Here is a 16,250-nt window from a genome sequence, read left to right as displayed (position 1 = left end):
AAGGTTTTCATTATAAATCATGAAGTTTTTTAATAAATAAAAAACAGCTTATACTCCAATTAATGTTTACCCTTTAAGAATTAAACTATAGTCACCTGTATCAATACACTATAGTAATTTCTATAATCATCAATTTAGAATCTGTATAATATTGTAAATATGTTATAATAATGTTCATGGAAAAACTATTAGCAATTCAGAATATCTCCTCAATTACAGGCCTTAGTACATATACTCTGCGTTATTATGAGAATATTGGTCTACTAAGTAATATTGAGAGAGACGAAAATGGATACCGTACATACAGGCAAACCGACATTTTATGGATTGATTTTCTTATCAAGTTACGTAAAACTGGAATGCCGATAATTAACATGAAGAAATTTGCAGAATTAAGGCGTCAAGGCGATTCTACAGCAACCGCACGACGAGAATTATTAGAAATCCACCAAGAAAATGTTCTTAAACAAATAAAAGAACTAGAAAGTAATCTAACAAAAATCAGTGAAAAAATCGATTATTATAAAAAGTTGGAGGAGAAAATTTAAATTATTTAACAAATTTGTTTAATGAGACCTTACTTAAGAGGTCTTTTTTTTGTTTTTAATTAGTAAATACCAATTATTTCTATAAATGAACTATTTCTCCCTTGCCTTATAGCGTACTCTAATCGATATACTGCTAATGTATAGAAAAACAAAAGGAGGAAAATAAATGAAATATAGAAGTATTGGATCTTTTTTCAGCTTTGGGATTAGGTTGTATGGGTATGTCTGAATATTATGGCCATCAAAATGAAGGTGAATCCATTTCAACAATTCACCATGCTTTGAGCCTAGGAGTTAACTTTTTTGATACTGCAGATCAGTACGGTTTAGGTAAAAATGAAGAATTGATTGGAAAAGCTTTAAAAAATCAAAGAAGTAGCGTAAACATAGCTACAAAGTTTGGTTTTGTTAGAAATAAAGTTGGAAAAGTTATTGAAATTAATGGGAAACCTGAATATGTAAAACAAGCTTGTGAAGCAAGTCTAAAACGTCTACAAACAGATTATATTGATCTTTACTATCTGCATCGCGTTGATACCAGGGTACCAATTGAGGAAACAGTAGGTGCTATGAAAATGCTAATAGAAGAAGGAAAAGTTCGTCATATTGGTCTATCAGAAGCTTCTGCTCAAACAATTCAACGTGCTCATAAAATACATCCCATAGATGCCTTACAAACTGAATACTCGATATGGAGCCGCGAAGTAGAAGAAGATGTTTTACCAACTTGCCGTAAATTAGGAATCTCTCTTGTACCTTATAGCCCCCTAGGAAGAGGGTTTTTATCAGGTAAAATTAAATCCATCGGTAAACTTCCGGAAAATGACTATAGAAGAAATACACCTAGATTCCAAAAAGAAAATTTTAATCATAATCTCTCTTTAGTTATGAAATTAGAAGAAGTGGCGCACAAAATGAATATTAGTACATCACAACTTGCTTTAGCTTGGGTATTATCCAATGGAGATGATCTTATTCCGATACCTGGAACAAAGAAAAAGGTTTATTTAGAAGAGAATGTGGCTGCTACAGATATAAATTTACCCCTAGATATTAAAGCTATTATTGATGAAATTGCTCCAATTGGTAGAGCAGCAGGCAATCGTTATCCTTCAACCTCCATGAATTTAATAAATAAGTAAGAGAAGTAAGCTAAAGTGGAAGTTTGGAAAATGAATATGCGTGTTCTAAGTCTTACACAATTCTTAGTCATGTCATCGTTTAGTTTAATTATTCCTTTTACCCCTATCTTTCTGGGAATCTTACGGTAAAATACAAATAAGTTATTTTTTTAAAAAGAGGGATTATTATAATTAAAAAAGGACTCATAGCAGGGACAATAGCATTGATCATTGTATTAGGAACTTCTTATTTTACTGGAAACTGGAGTTATATTTATTATGTATCAGGAACCTTAGGGGTAGCATCTGTTGCGCTTGCATTAGGATATCTAATTGATAGCTTGATTTTAGGAAACAAAGGATCTTTCTCTTCAGAAAAAGAAACACGTAAAATAGGGCGTAGAGAAGACGCTAAAAGATTTATTTCACTAGCTGTTCCTAATTTGTTAGCAGCATTGGTTTATATAATAAATTAATAAAAATAGCACTATCCAGTTTGAATGGGTAGTGCTATTTTTTGGTTCTTTGCAATGTATATTTCATACATCTCTAGTTAACATAATGTTTGTTCTAGGAACTTCCAAATAAAATGTAGCTCTTATTGTAGCATTTACCTTATACTTAAAAATGATATGGATATATTTGGAGGTTTTTTATATGAAAGAAGTCACTAAATTAGGAATGATGCAAGATATTGGTGGTATTAAACTTTATTACGAATTTTTCGAAAGACAAAATGAAAATATGACAATTATATTTGAATCTGGATATGGCTGCACTTCTGATTACTGGAACCCAATCAAAGAGGAAATTTCAAAATTTGCACAGTTTTTTATCTACAATAGACCAGGCTTAGGAGAAAGTGAACAAGACGATAGACCAAAAGACAGTAAGCAGTCCGTTGAGAATTTACATACTCTTTTACGAAATGCCAATATTAAACCACCATATGTACTTGTAGGTCATTCAATTGGAGGAGCTAATGTAAGGTTATATGCTAGCAAATATCCTGAAGAAATAGCAGGAATTATTCTTTTAGATTCCTGTCATGAAGATCAAAACAAAATTATGCCCCCATTATTCACTGAAGAAATGAGGTCTATTTATTTTAACCAGTTTTCAATCGAAGGTTCTATAGATGACATTGAAAAAAGCTTTGAACAAATAAGTGAAGTTAAATCATTAGGAGACGTACCTCTTACAGTTGTGAGCGCTGGCCTACAGTCTTATCACACAACGGAATCTTTTGCTGCATGGAATCTATTTCAACGTGATTTAACACGTTTATCAACGAAGAGTAAACATATTATTGTTAAAGATGCAGGACATCTACTGCACGTTGATCAACCTCAGATTATCATAGATATTATTAAAGATGCATTGAAAGAAGTAAAAAAATAAGTCTGGTACAATACTGTGTTTAATTGAATTATGTTAATGAATATCATATACAATCATAGTTAACATAATCACTCTTTCCGGAAGACATCAAAAAAGAGAACCCTTACGCCCCAAGGGTTCGAAGAAGTTCTCTTTTTCTCTTTTATGCAACTTTTTATACATTGTTGATTTATTAGTATTTATGATTAGCATGAACGAAGAAAGAATGAGTAAAAAAACTACCTTTTATACATCATTCCCCTTTATAACAGGGTCATCTCAAGGAAAATTAAGAAAATAACAAGCCCTAAAATGACAGAAACCATATTGAACCACCATTTATTTCGTGATCTAAGAATCAATAGGCCAGCAAGTATTACCATTAAATATTTAGAAACAGTTTCGTTTATATGCAATACCTCAGGTAAAAAGATGGCTGATAAATAAAAACCAATAGCTAGTATCAAAGAGTTTCTAACTAAAATGAACAATATAATTACACTCCGTTCAATATTTTTAAATATTAATTTTACAACCTATATTGAATTAAGAGGTTTGGTAATCCCACTCATGACTATGTATTGTAAATAAGGTTAATTATATTTTGTTAATAATTTCTCTCTTACGGGTTCTAACTTTTTGAATTTCTTATGATAAGATTGCCGTTGCAATAAACTTTCCACTAACTTAAGAGCATCCTCTTTTCGATTCGCTTTTACATAACTATCAATAACCTCAATGTATTGTTTATCATATGGAAATTTCTCTTCTTGAACTAGTTCAAAAGCTTTATCAAAACAAAAAGTAGCATTGTTATAATCCTTCAAATAGAGGTATGTTCCTCCATTTCCAGCATGTAGACCCGCGCGCTCCGCATTGCTCAACCCTGAAAGATTTAGACCTTCATTTCTAATCTCAAGTGCTTTCTCGTATTTTCTTTCCATTTCTGCAATAATAGCCGCATTATGAAAGTGCTTAAACTTTGTTCGCTTTTTCTTAGGACGAGTGATCTTAAAGATAATCAAAATGACAATTAAATCTCTTATTACTAAAGAGGCGTCATAAACGAGGTTCTCAAGGCTATATTTTGCTATAGTCCTATATACTAAATGAACCACATCATAAAGAAGAGAGAAATATAACATATAAAGAAGAAATTTTTTCAATTCGTTCCCGACTTTCTATTATTAAGTTTCTTTATTATACATGATGTATGATAAAATGAGTCGATAATATGACAAATAAAGAAATTTATGGAACTAAATCATTCTATTAAACTACTAATGTCACTAAAAGATTGAATGCGAGGAAATAAGCATGAATGACTATCCTAGAGCAGGCTTAAGATTAAGGAGTGAGCCTGGCGTAGACCCAGAAGTAAGAATAGTGTGCATTAACTTTTGCAAATGGTTAAGAACGCAAATGGAGTTTCCTATCCGAGTTGTTATTTACCTAAAAAAGGATTATCAAATTAAGAACCGGACGACAAAGGAGTTGGTAACAGCCACTTTCTTTGCTCCCTACGAAAAAGATGTTGAACCATATATCCGTATTGCTACTGGAGATTATAAAGACTTGATCAGAGAAAGAGGAAAAATAGATGCATTGTATGCGATGTTAGAAAGCATTGCTCATGAACTTTGTCATTATCAACAGTGGTTGGAGGATAAGGAATTAGAGGAGGAAGAAGCTGAAGAGAAAGGGTCTCAACTAGTTGATGAATATGCCGAAAACATTGATTCAATTTTAGATTTCTAACCATCTTCAATAACATTTTATGAAGGCTTGAAGTACCTAGAATATACACTAATTAAAGGGGAGGAGATAGAATGAAACCAACTATTGTAGATGAACTCATAAAGAAGATTTCCTTACTCGATTCAAGCAAGGAATATGTTGAATTAGCAGTTGATTTAAACGATATTTACGAAAGTAGTAATAAACTTGATCGATTGATTACAGACACTCTTAGTTCTTCACTAGACCAAGAGAAGCTAATAGATCAATTAATTGAAATAGAGGTCGAACTTGATCATATTAATTGGCATTATAAAAGCTTTAAAAAGGAATTAAAACAATTACTCAACACGTAAAGCGAAAGAAGGTACAGGTTTTGAAAAAAGGTGCTATAAAATTCTTGTTATATTTTCTAGTCTTTTTTGGAGGTAATTTAATTATTAATATATTACTTAAATCTCAGGCTGATTTCCTAAAAGCATTCTCTACTGCTTATGGGGTCGCATTTGGCATAGTTGCTATCGAGATTTATACAAGAAGAAAATCCAAGGCCGTGTAATAGCCTTGGGTTTTCATTTCCGATAACTATTTTCACGTTAAATATAAGGTGTAATCGTGCAATATTTATTGTAGGAGCGTAGAGCTGATAGTGAAGCGCTAAGGTGAGTCTAAAAATAGCTAATAACAAAAGAGATACTTTCTGTCTGAGTATAAAGTTAAATTAAAGAAGGTGAAGTTTTGAAAAAAGAATTTTATTTGGGAGATAGTTTTTGGAGCGACGATAGCAAATATAAGCGTATAGATTATCCGATAAATGATGAAATCATAAAGAAAGCTGAAGTTATTTTAGGTATTAAGTTACCTAGTTCATTATTGGATTTACTGAAAATAAGAAATGGTGGGGGATTAAACTACCCACACTTTATGTTACCTGATGGCGATGCAGAAAGTATTCCTTATGGAGGAAGAGCAAATATTGATTCAATTGACCCTATACATTTTGAAAATGATGACATAAGTATCTTATCTTCCAAAGAACTATTAAAAGAAGTCAAACTCACCGGTGAATTTGTGGTTTTGTGGACGGATTTTCACTATTGGGTCGTGTTGGATTATCGTAATAGATCACAAGATCCTACTGTTATGTATATCGCAGAAAACTTCTCAGCTTCAACAAACGATACTATAGAATGGGAGTATATCAAAATAGCAGATACTTTCGATGATTTTCTAAAGCAGTTATTTCGTGTACCCCCACTAAATCCAAAGCAATTAAAAAGCAGTTATAGCCGCAAACAATGATTAAGCTAAACCAGTTTTTTAGAGACTACATTTTTTTGCTATAATCTTATTTTCATTGGTTTAATATATATTGTTTAACCTCTACAGTATATAATGCAGTATATCGTTTATTTTTAATGTAATTCATGGAGGGAATTTTGTATAAATTAAAGTGCATTCCATTTTTTGTGTTTATTATTTTGTTCCTGCAAGGCTGCGAAGACTCATTAAATAAAAAAAGTAGTCGTGAACAAGAAGAAACTACCTTAATAGAAGATATAGAGAAAGAGGAAGAGGCCATGATAACCGTCTATGATAAAGCTAAATGGCATTATGAAGGAGATTTTCCAAGTAACTTGAGTGAAAAGCAGGCATTCGTTCATACTGGAATGTATCTCGGTTGGATTATTGAAGAAAACCTATATAGCAAAGAATTTGAAGAAGAAGCTGCGCAGGAGATTATAAAGTTTAAACAAAAGAACATGACCGGAACTGAAATATATATGGAATGGGATGGCGTCTTTGCCAGCGATATGCTGAATGCGGAAGGAAGGGCCTTTACAAAAGATTACTTTGATTTCGATAAAGGTACTTATTTAGATGATTATGAAGCTATATTTCCTCATATAAAATCCCTTTATGAGGTAGAAGATACGTGGAATAATTATGAGGCTATTAATACAAAGATTAATGAGCGTTTTGATACTTGGAAGCATACAAAAGAAGAAAATAAAGGTGATAAGTTATTTACGGTTGATTCATATATTGGTTCATTAAAGAAAACACTTGAACAAAATGAAGATAAGTTAATTAACAATATCGAAAAAGTACATACTTTTCATTATTATAAGGACATTGACTTACTAGACTTTGAAATCTTCATTCAGCCATTTGATTTGTCTATTAGGATGTTTTCTATGGACAATGAAGCGAATGAAATTTTCTATGAAGGAAACAATCGTGCCATTTTTTCAGGTAGTTATGAGCTACTTGAAGAGTTTGAATACTATGAGCTAGCCGACGAGCATTCAGATGAGTTTTGGGATTTTTATGAACAAAATGAAGAAGAAATATCTGCTGCTGAGAAAGAATTGATTTCAAACTGGTTTATTTCTTGTTGGAATAAAGCTGGCGATAATAGAATAAAGCTGCCTGTTTATCTAGACTTTCATGATGATATAGAATCTTTTGATTTAAAGAAGAACAAATGGATCGATAGTGAAGACAAATGGTCTGACGAAAATGGTAACTAAATTCATTATCTATATTAAAAAATAGAAAGGTATATGTTCGTAAAATTATACATTTTAGTTACCATAATATTTTTATCATTAGAAGTAAAAAAAGCCCTTACGAGGGCTTTTTTTAGCTTACGTACCTTGTACCTCTGTTTTTAGGGTTAAACATTCCTTACAAAAATAAAAATAGATAATCATTTCTCCCAAGAAAAGGTCCACCACGGATACAAGATCTACTTCAAAATCATGAGTGATACTGGAAACATATTGCATGTCATGGTTACAGGTTGGACAGCTTATATCATTTGGATTTTCCACGTATAGAGGCGCTCCCAACACTCTACATATATACTCCCGACCAAATAAGTCAAATGCATCATAGTAGGCGTCTTCATTGACTGGTATATCTTCTCCTAACATATTAATAAGTTTGAATTTCGTATAAGGAAGAGGAACAGGTATTTTATCTTCTTCGTCTTGAATCCATTTTCCCTTATCATTTTGGCTTAAAACAGTAACATTTTTTGTTGTTGGATTTAATTGAAATAGTTGAGGCTCCCATACAGTAGAACAATTTAAGCATGATATTAAAGGTAATTCCTCAAGTTTAGAAGTTCTTAGTTCACTTAATCTATCATCCTTTAGATCAAAACATAAAATCTGATGTAAATCTTCGCCACATAACTGACATTTTGGTACATTCCATTCTTGTCCTCCGAAACGATGATTATAAACACCACTACCTTCAATAGCTCTAAATCCTTTATGACCCTTCCAATGCTGTCCATAGGGTTCATTTATCATTATAAGTCCTCACTTTTATATAATTGGTAACCTTATTATACCTCAACATAAGTTATGTTTAATAAGTTGTATGAGATATAGATTTTCACTTAAGTCGGGCAAGTGTGTACTCTAACGAGCGCTCACCTGCCCGACTATATTGTAAATTTATACAACATTCACAACTTAGAATATATAATTAAGCTAATTATTGTATGAGGGAGTTACTATTATGAAGAAGTACAAGAAAATGTTAGTGGGGTTTAATAATAAAGATTTAAATTGTTATGCTAGCCGGGGAGATTGGCTCTATCTTGCAAATAAAAAAGATACAAAAAAGGGACTTTTTCGTTTACCAAATTATCTTTATTTCTTCGTTTCTTTAAATAGTAAGCGTATGCCTTCAGAATTTGGAGTTGTAAAGACAATTGAAGGATATATTACAGCAGAAGATCTTGCTAGGCTTGATTATGAAAACAGGAAAATAGATGTTTCACTCATAAATGAGGAAGTTTTAAAAGAATATGAAGAATTTCTCGAAAAGATAAATGCTAAACCAGAGCATACTCCTATAGGAGCCACATGGTTAGAAACGATATTACCTGAAAAGACGAGAAAATTAAGAGTACATAAAAAGTTTTTTACTGGCATGTCTAAAGAGGAGAAAAAATCTGTATTTGAATTTGATATTAAAGATATATCCGAATGAAACAAACGCTAAATTTTTATAGTCAGTATTTGTTCCATTAAAATAATTGATTTTTTGTTGAAAGGTGGAGCTTTTTTGGATCATTTTTTTGTTAACTTAATCCCAAATGGATACTACGATTATGAAGAAAATGAGGTACTTCCAGCACATGAGTTAATTCTCCGACCACTACTCTTGTGTGCCAAAGAGTGCTATGTGTATGGCCTCAAAAAAGATACAGAATTATTTCAACAGTGTAATGATATACTTTCTTTTACTCGTAACAAATACAAACTAGATTTAAAAAAGGAAGTCATCAAAGGATATGAACAACTTTGGAATGCAACAGGATGGCAGAGAGGTTCTATCTTAATCTTTCTAGAGCCAGAAAAGCTTAAGAAGCTAAATATTTTCACTTCCTGTTATGATCCTAGTATTTCGGAAAATCCTAATTCAGGAGAAAGTGCTGCAGCTATTAGATTTTGTAAAGATGTAGTTACGAAAGAAAAGCTAGTTGGTCTTTGCTTTTCGGCCTCTAACGGTATTGAATATATGAAGGTTTATGCGGAGAGCGATACATTAAAAGAATTATATGAATGTGCGTTAGTACAAGCACTGTCTTCAAGTTCAGATTCTATATATACACCCCAAAAAAAACGTAGAAAATTACCTAGATAGTAAGTATCGATCATTAGCTTTTAATTATTTAGACGGTACTTATGGAAAGGAAGAAACTTAATGAATATCTTTGATTGCTTAGATGAACTACAAGGAGAATTGTTTGAGAAATCATACGAAGAAATGGAAGCTAAGTATTATGAATTATGCTCTACTAACGTGGAAGGTAATGAAGCAGAACGGATTCATAATATAAATTTAGATACTTTTCAAACGCAAGTAAAGAGTAGCCTTCAAGAAGCTGTGCATATAGTAAATGCACAGTCTGCAAAAGCCATTTATTTTGAATATGATATGGATAGTGATTGGGAAAGTACATTTTTTATTTGTGATGGATATAGTAGTCTCTTTGAAGAAGATGATGACTGGGCCAGTGATTGGATAGACGAAATTGAAGGACCTAGTAACAAAGAGTTTGCTCAGATTTATCAAGAGAACGGTTTTGATGCTACGGAAAAAGAAAGGGTTATAACGCTATTTTTAATTGTAAGAACGCTTGTAGCTTTCGCGAAAGCTGTAAAAAACATCAAAGTTGATGTTCCTTTATGTATAGGATTTCATGATCAAGATCCAATCATGCGAATTAAAGAGTAGCTAGTGAGATATCCACCGTGGCAACACAAATAACTCATTATATATGGAACCTGTAGAAAAGTTATATTGAAGAGAGGATTATTAAAATGTTAAAAATAAAAAACTTTCATTTGCTAACTAGTCTTTCACCAGATTTTTCTTTTTTAGATATGAAATATATTATAGAAGTAAGGTACTTTACAGAGTATAGAAACAGTTTATTGTTTGATGAAGAGAACAAAACTAATTTACATATAGTCTTTCTTTTAAAAACTAAAGGTGCTCATACCTTTCATGAAGTTAGTATGAATTTTTATAGCGTAGGGAATTTCAAACTATATGCGAGTGGGGGAGCTTTACAGTTATCTATATTAGAGATAATAGATCTTCGTGATAGAAGTTGGGAAAATATTAGATTTCAAGTGCATGATGTAGAAAATCAAGATATCGATTTTTATTGTAACAGCATTGAAGTTTTAGGTGTTAAGGAATCACCAATTATTGATAATTAATAATTTAATATGTACCAAATAACTTTTCTGAGGATAATTATGCTTATGACAACTAAGGGAGTGGCTTTTTTATGAGGTTTTGTGAATATCAATCAGTAATGAATAATACCAAATGGGAAGAAATTAAAAATAAAATGAATGATTGTTCTATAAATGCATTTTGGAGAACACAAGATGTCAAAACTAAGTATATAAGTGATTGGGATGGAGATTGGTTTTATCATTTCAAAGGTAATTATAAAAACATTGAATGGTTAGAAATAAAGGTAGAAAATTTGGAAGAGAAGGGCCAAGTGATAAATGAACTTAGAACAATTAACGTACCAGGAGAAACGAAAGATAATGCTATAAAAGTTTATGGATACGTTCAAAATAACAATCCTATAGATTATTTATAATAGCTGATGGTTCTTATAATTCGTGTTATGGTAAATAAGTTTATATGGTATACATCATTGAAATAGATTGATATTCTTTAAATAATCGAACTCTTAACTAAGAGAATTTTTAAGTTTGGAGAATTTTATGGATAGTAGACAGCAGAAAATGAAAAGGTTATTAAAACAAAACCATGTACGAAACGAAAGAGAAAAGGTTATTGCTCTTTTTGGTAAATATTTTGACTATAAATTAAGAATTGAAGATTTTAAGAGTTGTAAAGAAACGAATGAACATAACAGATTGTTAGAGGAGCAAGTCTGTTATGAAGAGATATTTCAGCTGTACAATTCTCTCGATAGCAATGAAATTAATAAACACCTTCGCGGAGAATTATCAAGAAGCATTAGGTTATCTCATAAGCACCTTTTAATTTTCCATAAGCTTGTTGAAAAGACAGGTACAGTACATATAGACAAACAATATTTAAAAGAGACTTTAAATAAATTAGGGAACTCTATGTTTTTTTTGAAAGAACATAACGTTATTATTGGACATGGAATGAATAATATAATAGGAAATATTATGATAGATAAAGGTTTAAACAATACTTTATATAACAACATAACAGAATTTATGGGAAATAATTTTATGTATTCACACTTCTACATAGTTGCTCCTGATTTCAAATTTGGATTAAATATTTCTTATGAAGAATATTTCTATTCAGTTAGTTACTGGGGGGAGAACAAATGAAATACTTTGAACAAGCGAAAGAAATATGGACTAAATATGTCCCTAAAAATGGGCAATCAGACATTGTAGAGGGTGAACTAATTAGGGCAATTGAAAAACTAAAATGGGAAGCTCAAAGCAATGGGAATGGGAATTGGGATGAAGGTTTTGAAATGTTGGGTTTATATATTTTAGAAATATTAAATGACAACGACGTGTTTGAGCCAGATATATTATTAGAAATTCAATCTGATGTAAATATCCTACTTACTTCTGAGTATGAACCCTATTTAGAAGATGACTTATATGATCGGTTGGCAGATCATGTCATTGAATGGCATTTTGCTAAAAAAGGTCCTATTAAAAGGGCAATCAACCAGAACCTTTATAGATAACAGATTAAGACAGAGAAGAGATATTTGTGTCTCCTCTCTTTTTTACGTGTTCTCATAGTCCTGATTACGTCAACTAGATTGTATTTTTAATGTGAACCATTGAAATCTATTTTTTGATCAACTTCCACTAAGTTTGTTTCATAAAGCTTCTCGTCTTCACCATCCCCTACAACTGCAACTAATCGTAGATCTTTCCCAGGTTCACCGAGTATTATTGCCTTTGAGCCTATGGTTTCAGAATTACAGTCTGTATAAAGGTACTCAGAAAGTATTTCAAGAATATCGTCTTCATTATATTTAAAGTATTTTCTTTTACTATCCATCATTAACACCCATTCATCTATATATTTTCTATCTTGATAAAAGTCTATTTATCTTTTAGTAATATTTATTTCTTAACAAACATATCCTCGGCCCTAAATTTGATGACGCTGTAACCCCATGTAGAAAAAGTACTATACAGTTGTTGTTCTTCTCTTGTTATAGGTCGAATTTCTGTGTATCCTTTTTGCAACATACAATTATCTGCAAAGGCTTCTTGTGATTTAAAATAAGCTACCTCTAAATTGTCTAATTCTAAATCCCTATAACCAGAAATCATGCCATCTAAGGCTGTTTCTTGTATCATTTTAATATGTCCATCACCTTGTTTAAGTATGATTCGTCCTTTCAAATCCTCACTAGTAGGTGGTTCATCTCCTACCCAATCCATTAAACCAGCGATGAAGTTTTTTGTATATTCAGGACTAGTTTCTAATACTCTGCCACAAGCAAATCTTCCGTCACTTAAAGGAATGGGCCAAAATTGACCGGGCATGAGATATCTATTTGATTTTGGATAAAATGGATATGAAATTTTCTTCACTATTTGGATGTCCTCCTCGAATGATACTAAATGCTCTTTAGCATTTAGTTTAGCAGATGAATCTAATCATTCCTTTGTATAAGGATTGGCTATGTTAACTAACTTTTTATATCTTATTCATCTAAATAAATGTTGATCATTTCTACACCCTTTAATATATAGTTACAGCCTTCAGCCGTTTTTGAAGCTAAAAACTCATTAATTGGGTCACCATAGTATTGCCATTTATCAGAAATCGTCTCTAATAATTGAGTTAGTTCGTTGAGACTTAAATCCTTTTTCACGATTAAATTGAGTTCTACAACATATACATCATCGAATTTCCAGTAAGGCTCTAATCTTTCTACGTTAGCTTTAACTAATATTTGGTTTATCTTTTCTAAAAAAAATTTTAAATCTTTTTCAGCTTCAGTTTTATTTTTTGCTGTAACATATAAACGTACAAACAATATTAATACCTCCTATAAAAAGGTTTCTATATAGTTCTAGGACATTATTATATAAGGGATTACTAGGGTAACTAGCTCTGTCTATTATATACACTTTTAGCATTACTTGTTATTCTACTTATAACTAAACTTTTAACTGAAAGGAATTACATATAGTGAACTCAAAGAGAGCTGTGCAAGTAGGAGATATCTTTGCTACCCCATTACCGATGAATAAGTATGGTGCAGTTAAAGTAGTGAATATAATTGATCGCTCTTATCTTCTTGGCATTACAAGCTATATAGACAAACAAATACCTACAATTGACTCTGAAAAAATTCATCAAGCTTTGATTACCGAACTTATAATAGGTGATGCAAAGAAACCATTATATAAGTGGGTAGATGGAAGAATTCCTAAAGAGTTAATCTTTATTGGAAATACGTCCTTAACTACAGAGGAACAGGGAATCGAATCTAATATATACGGAGGAAATTGGTCAAAAGACTGTGCTCTATCAGTTTATTTTGAGTGGCGTAGACAAACTGATCCTGAAGGATTTGCACTCGAAATTCAAAAAGAAGATGAAGCTCTCGCTTTAAAAAACTCTATATCAAAACCAAAAAAAATGTTGGATGAGAAAAATTTTTGGAGGGTTATTTCTTTATTAGACTGGAGTAAGGAAGATGAAGAGGCGATTGTAGAGGCTGCTATCAAAGAACTTTCTACTTTCACTGCATGGAAAATAAGACATTTTGAAGAAACTCTCTCCTATAAGCTTTTCTTATTAGATACAGAAGAACATGCAAAAGAAATAGGAGAATATTGTTTTTCTCAACAAGATCAACATTTCTCACCTGACCTCTTCTTATATGCACGATGTGCAGTAGTCGCTCGTGGTAAAGAAGTTTTTGAAGATGTCTTATCTAATCCTTCAAAAATGCTCAAGGACACTGAATTTGAAACCTTACTGTCTCTTTCGTCGGAAGCTTATTATTTAAAAAAGGGGAAAGAATTCGAATATGACAGTGGCTGTAGTTATGAGACATTTTCAAATAGAAAAGGTTGGTCAGAAGGATTTTTACAGTAAAGTGGGCTTTTTAGCTCATTTTTTAATATCTAAAGAGATTTGCAGTACTTAATTTGTTCTAGGGTATACACCAAAACAATCGTAAAGGGGTAAGTACAATGAAAATAGAAGATAAAACATTTACCGAACGGATTCTGAAGCACTTACTTATAGGCAGTCAAATAGATGGCGTGAAGTTTGGGACCGATAATGCCATAACTTTATTGTATTTTACTAACTACACTAGAAAAGAAGACGGCGATTTTGTATTAAACATCGAGACAACTTGGACTGTATATTCTGAATTTAATGATACGTACCCATCATCAGAGAGTGATGTGCCATTTAATACAGAAGAGCAGCATTTTAAGCATATTTGGGACATGAGAAGAGAAAAGGTAGTGGATCTTGTATTAGGAACTTCATCTCCTCACCTTATTATCACGCTAGAATCAGGGAAAGTTTTATTTGTGAATGGTCACGATTCTAACTATGAATGTTGGCAATTAGGAGATCATTTTTCAGGAGGGAGTTGTGATTGGCTTTTAGTAGCAACCCCAGGCGATAATATCGCCATTTGGTGTCCTGATGATTTTGAATAAGTACTAGATTACTTGGTATAGAAGGGAGAATGATAGATATTGCTGACACTACATTTATATGATTTAACAATTATAGATGATGAATGGGGAGAGAATCATAACGATTTTTACGTCAAATTAGAAGCTGACATTGGAATAAAAGGACATAAAAGCCCAATAGAAGTATTTTCAATATATGTTACGAGCCCCTGTAGACTAAGTTCAATGCTAAAAGACCAAGAAATCGAAACAAGTAGAGGCTTATTTATTATGAATGATTTTAATATTAAGGCTGTAGAAGATCGACTTAAGAAATTACTCCTACATTGCAGCAGACCAAGTTGGGAAGAATGCTTACTTGCAGTTAGTCGATATGCTATTAGAGAGTGTGAAACGTAATAAAGTTTGGAATTCCTTTTACGAAGACTAAGGTTAAATTAACAGGATTATTTTACATATATGCTCAAGGGAGGCAGAGAATGAATTTAGATCAATTAATTAAGTTAGGGGCTCCCTATTTTCATATAGCTGTAGGAGATACAGCATTATTATTTAACTTACAGGTTCAAGCTAGGGAATTAAATAAGACAGAATTCAAAGTAATTAGGGGAAAAAAGTGTAGGAATATCACAGGTCTAATGGATGAATGGGCTGCTGCTCTCCAATTCCCAGATTATTTTGGAGAGAATTGGGCTGCTTTTGACGAGTGTTTAAATGATCTAGATTGGCTTCCTGCAGATAGATACATCTTATTCATTACGGACGCACATCTCATTTTAAAAAAGAAGAAGAAAAATTTTAAAATTTTAATCAATATTTTAAAAAACACTATTCAAGAATGGACTGAAGGTAGGTATTATGATTCTTTCCCTACGGAACCGACTCCTTTTCATATTATTTTTCAATGTGGTGATGTACATAAGGAAATATTTCAAAAAAGGCTTGTTGATGCAGGAATAGAGCTGGTAAATACCTTTCAACTAGAAAAACAGGATAAAGCATTACAGAATTTCCAAAGAGCACATCAATTTTGTAAGAATAATAAGGAGAATTTAGTCCAAGATCAAATATGCGGCTGTTTTTACTGTTTGAAAATGTTTCATCCGATGAAAATTGAAGAATGGATAGACACTGACGATGATACTGCTATCTGTCCTTACTGCGGGATTGATTCTGTAATAGGTTACAGCTCTGGATTGCCCATTACCCAAGAATTCTTAAGAGGAATGAAGGCATATTGGTTTTAAACAAGGGGGTAC

General features: G+C 31.9%; 23 protein-coding genes and 2 pseudogenes. 20 read left to right on the top strand and 5 right to left on the bottom strand.

Annotation, left to right across the window (positions count from 1 at the left end; all coding sequences use genetic code 11):
* Positions 1-176 precede the first annotated feature (176 nt).
* The 4 genes from ACWATA_RS15475 to ACWATA_RS15460 all read left to right on the top strand — a co-directional run bounded on the left by ACWATA_RS15475 (position 177) and on the right by ACWATA_RS15460 (position 3,070).
* A complete protein-coding gene (locus tag ACWATA_RS15475; RefSeq protein ID WP_033579506.1) occupies positions 177-548 on the top strand; it encodes a MerR family transcriptional regulator in 372 nt (123 codons plus the stop codon).
* A 215-nt stretch (positions 549-763) separates the two neighbouring features.
* A complete protein-coding gene (locus ACWATA_RS15470) occupies positions 764-1,690 on the top strand; it encodes an aldo/keto reductase (RefSeq protein ID WP_155017188.1) in 927 nt (308 codons plus the stop codon).
* A gap of 203 nt (positions 1,691-1,893) precedes the next feature.
* A complete protein-coding gene (locus ACWATA_RS15465; RefSeq protein ID WP_228123041.1) occupies positions 1,894-2,145 on the top strand; it encodes a DUF5316 domain-containing protein in 252 nt (83 codons plus the stop codon).
* Between the two features lie 181 nt (positions 2,146-2,326).
* Positions 2,327-3,070: an alpha/beta fold hydrolase gene (locus ACWATA_RS15460; protein ID WP_154991464.1), complete on the top strand. Its 744-nt coding sequence runs from the start codon at positions 2,327-2,329 to the stop codon at positions 3,068-3,070.
* Positions 3,071-3,642: 572 nt separating this feature from the next.
* Here ACWATA_RS15460 and ACWATA_RS15455 read toward each other — a convergent pair.
* On the bottom strand, positions 3,643-4,215 hold the full coding sequence (locus ACWATA_RS15455) for a hypothetical protein (protein WP_052191885.1): 573 nt from the start codon (positions 4,213-4,215) through the stop codon (positions 3,643-3,645).
* A gap of 151 nt (positions 4,216-4,366) precedes the next feature.
* On the opposite strand from ACWATA_RS15455, the gene ACWATA_RS15450 reads away from it, so the two are divergent.
* The 4 genes and pseudogenes from ACWATA_RS15450 to ACWATA_RS15435 all read left to right on the top strand — a co-directional run.
* The gene (locus ACWATA_RS15450; protein WP_049164015.1) at positions 4,367-4,807 is read left to right on the top strand and encodes a hypothetical protein; all 441 of its coding nucleotides are present in this window, start codon (positions 4,367-4,369) and stop codon (positions 4,805-4,807) included.
* A 71-nt stretch (positions 4,808-4,878) separates the two neighbouring features.
* Positions 4,879-5,142, top strand: a complete 264-nt coding sequence (locus ACWATA_RS15445) for a hypothetical protein (RefSeq protein ID WP_033578656.1) — start codon at positions 4,879-4,881, stop codon at positions 5,140-5,142.
* A gap of 382 nt (positions 5,143-5,524) precedes the next feature.
* Positions 5,525-6,088, top strand: a complete 564-nt coding sequence (locus tag ACWATA_RS15440; RefSeq protein ID WP_033578658.1) for an SMI1/KNR4 family protein — start codon at positions 5,525-5,527, stop codon at positions 6,086-6,088.
* A gap of 278 nt (positions 6,089-6,366) precedes the next feature.
* Positions 6,367-6,789, top strand: a pseudogene (locus tag ACWATA_RS15435) (DUF7832 domain-containing protein); the annotation flags it as partial.
* 648 nt (positions 6,790-7,437) lie between these two features.
* Here the strand turns inward: ACWATA_RS15435 and ACWATA_RS15430 are convergent.
* Positions 7,438-8,109 (bottom strand): hypothetical protein, encoded by a 672-nt coding sequence (locus ACWATA_RS15430; protein WP_033578659.1) that lies wholly within the window; start codon positions 8,107-8,109, stop codon positions 7,438-7,440.
* A gap of 211 nt (positions 8,110-8,320) precedes the next feature.
* On the opposite strand from ACWATA_RS15430, the gene ACWATA_RS15425 reads away from it, so the two are divergent.
* From ACWATA_RS15425 to ACWATA_RS15395, 7 genes are all read left to right on the top strand, one after another.
* Positions 8,321-8,797 carry a hypothetical protein gene (locus ACWATA_RS15425; protein ID WP_033578660.1) on the top strand — a complete coding sequence of 159 codons (477 nt, stop codon included), beginning with the start codon at positions 8,321-8,323 and terminating at the stop codon, positions 8,795-8,797.
* A 75-nt stretch (positions 8,798-8,872) separates the two neighbouring features.
* The gene (locus ACWATA_RS15420; protein ID WP_033578661.1) at positions 8,873-9,454 is read left to right on the top strand and encodes a hypothetical protein; all 582 of its coding nucleotides are present in this window, start codon (positions 8,873-8,875) and stop codon (positions 9,452-9,454) included.
* A 60-nt stretch (positions 9,455-9,514) separates the two neighbouring features.
* Positions 9,515-10,048 (top strand): hypothetical protein, encoded by a 534-nt coding sequence (locus ACWATA_RS15415; protein ID WP_033578662.1) that lies wholly within the window; start codon positions 9,515-9,517, stop codon positions 10,046-10,048.
* Positions 10,049-10,134: 86 nt separating this feature from the next.
* A complete protein-coding gene (locus tag ACWATA_RS15410) occupies positions 10,135-10,539 on the top strand; it encodes a hypothetical protein (RefSeq protein ID WP_033578663.1) in 405 nt (134 codons plus the stop codon).
* A 71-nt stretch (positions 10,540-10,610) separates the two neighbouring features.
* Complete coding sequence (locus ACWATA_RS15405) at positions 10,611-10,937, top strand: DUF6678 family protein (protein WP_154991463.1); 327 nt, start codon at positions 10,611-10,613, stop codon at positions 10,935-10,937.
* A gap of 127 nt (positions 10,938-11,064) precedes the next feature.
* Positions 11,065-11,673, top strand: coding sequence for a YxiF family protein (locus ACWATA_RS15400; protein WP_154991462.1), 609 nt, complete (start codon positions 11,065-11,067; stop codon positions 11,671-11,673).
* Positions 11,670-12,047, top strand: a complete 378-nt coding sequence (locus ACWATA_RS15395; protein ID WP_154991461.1) for a hypothetical protein — start codon at positions 11,670-11,672, stop codon at positions 12,045-12,047. The genes ACWATA_RS15400 and ACWATA_RS15395 overlap by 4 nt, the downstream gene beginning before the upstream one ends.
* An 86-nt stretch (positions 12,048-12,133) precedes the next feature.
* Here the strand turns inward: ACWATA_RS15395 and ACWATA_RS15390 are convergent, their stop codons facing one another.
* The 3 genes from ACWATA_RS15390 to ACWATA_RS15380 all read right to left on the bottom strand — a co-directional run bounded on the left by ACWATA_RS15390 (position 12,134) and on the right by ACWATA_RS15380 (position 13,361).
* The gene (locus ACWATA_RS15390) at positions 12,134-12,370 is read right to left on the bottom strand and encodes a hypothetical protein (protein WP_033578667.1); all 237 of its coding nucleotides are present in this window, start codon (positions 12,368-12,370) and stop codon (positions 12,134-12,136) included.
* Positions 12,371-12,435: 65 nt separating this feature from the next.
* Entirely contained in the window at positions 12,436-12,912 is a 477-nt protein-coding gene (locus tag ACWATA_RS15385) for an immunity 26/phosphotriesterase HocA family protein (RefSeq protein WP_228123043.1), read from the bottom strand.
* Between the two features lie 113 nt (positions 12,913-13,025).
* Entirely contained in the window at positions 13,026-13,361 is a 336-nt protein-coding gene (locus ACWATA_RS15380; protein WP_033578669.1) for a hypothetical protein, read from the bottom strand.
* Positions 13,362-13,516: 155 nt separating this feature from the next.
* Here ACWATA_RS15380 and ACWATA_RS15375 point away from each other — a divergent pair, with 155 nt between their 5' ends.
* The 5 genes and pseudogenes from ACWATA_RS15375 to ACWATA_RS15355 all read left to right on the top strand — a co-directional run bounded on the left by ACWATA_RS15375 (position 13,517) and on the right by ACWATA_RS15355 (position 16,238).
* Positions 13,517-14,431, top strand: a complete 915-nt coding sequence (locus tag ACWATA_RS15375) for a DUF4240 domain-containing protein (protein WP_049164020.1) — start codon at positions 13,517-13,519, stop codon at positions 14,429-14,431.
* Between the two features lie 98 nt (positions 14,432-14,529).
* Positions 14,530-15,012: a hypothetical protein gene (locus ACWATA_RS15370; RefSeq protein ID WP_154991460.1), complete on the top strand. Its 483-nt coding sequence runs from the start codon at positions 14,530-14,532 to the stop codon at positions 15,010-15,012.
* A gap of 39 nt (positions 15,013-15,051) precedes the next feature.
* Positions 15,052-15,390: an Imm8 family immunity protein gene (locus tag ACWATA_RS15365; protein ID WP_033578671.1), complete on the top strand. Its 339-nt coding sequence runs from the start codon at positions 15,052-15,054 to the stop codon at positions 15,388-15,390.
* An 80-nt stretch (positions 15,391-15,470) separates the two neighbouring features.
* Positions 15,471-15,827: pseudogene (locus ACWATA_RS15360) on the top strand (barstar family protein); the annotation flags it as partial.
* Between the two features lie 126 nt (positions 15,828-15,953).
* Positions 15,954-16,238 (top strand): hypothetical protein, encoded by a 285-nt coding sequence (locus ACWATA_RS15355; protein ID WP_049166355.1) that lies wholly within the window; start codon positions 15,954-15,956, stop codon positions 16,236-16,238.
* The last annotated feature ends 12 nt before the right edge of the window (positions 16,239-16,250 follow it).

The sequence above is a fragment of the Priestia sp. USM5 genome, assembly GCF_058323215.1.
The sequence above is the reverse complement of the archived record's forward strand: the minus strand, read 5'-3'. Positions and strand labels throughout refer to the sequence as shown.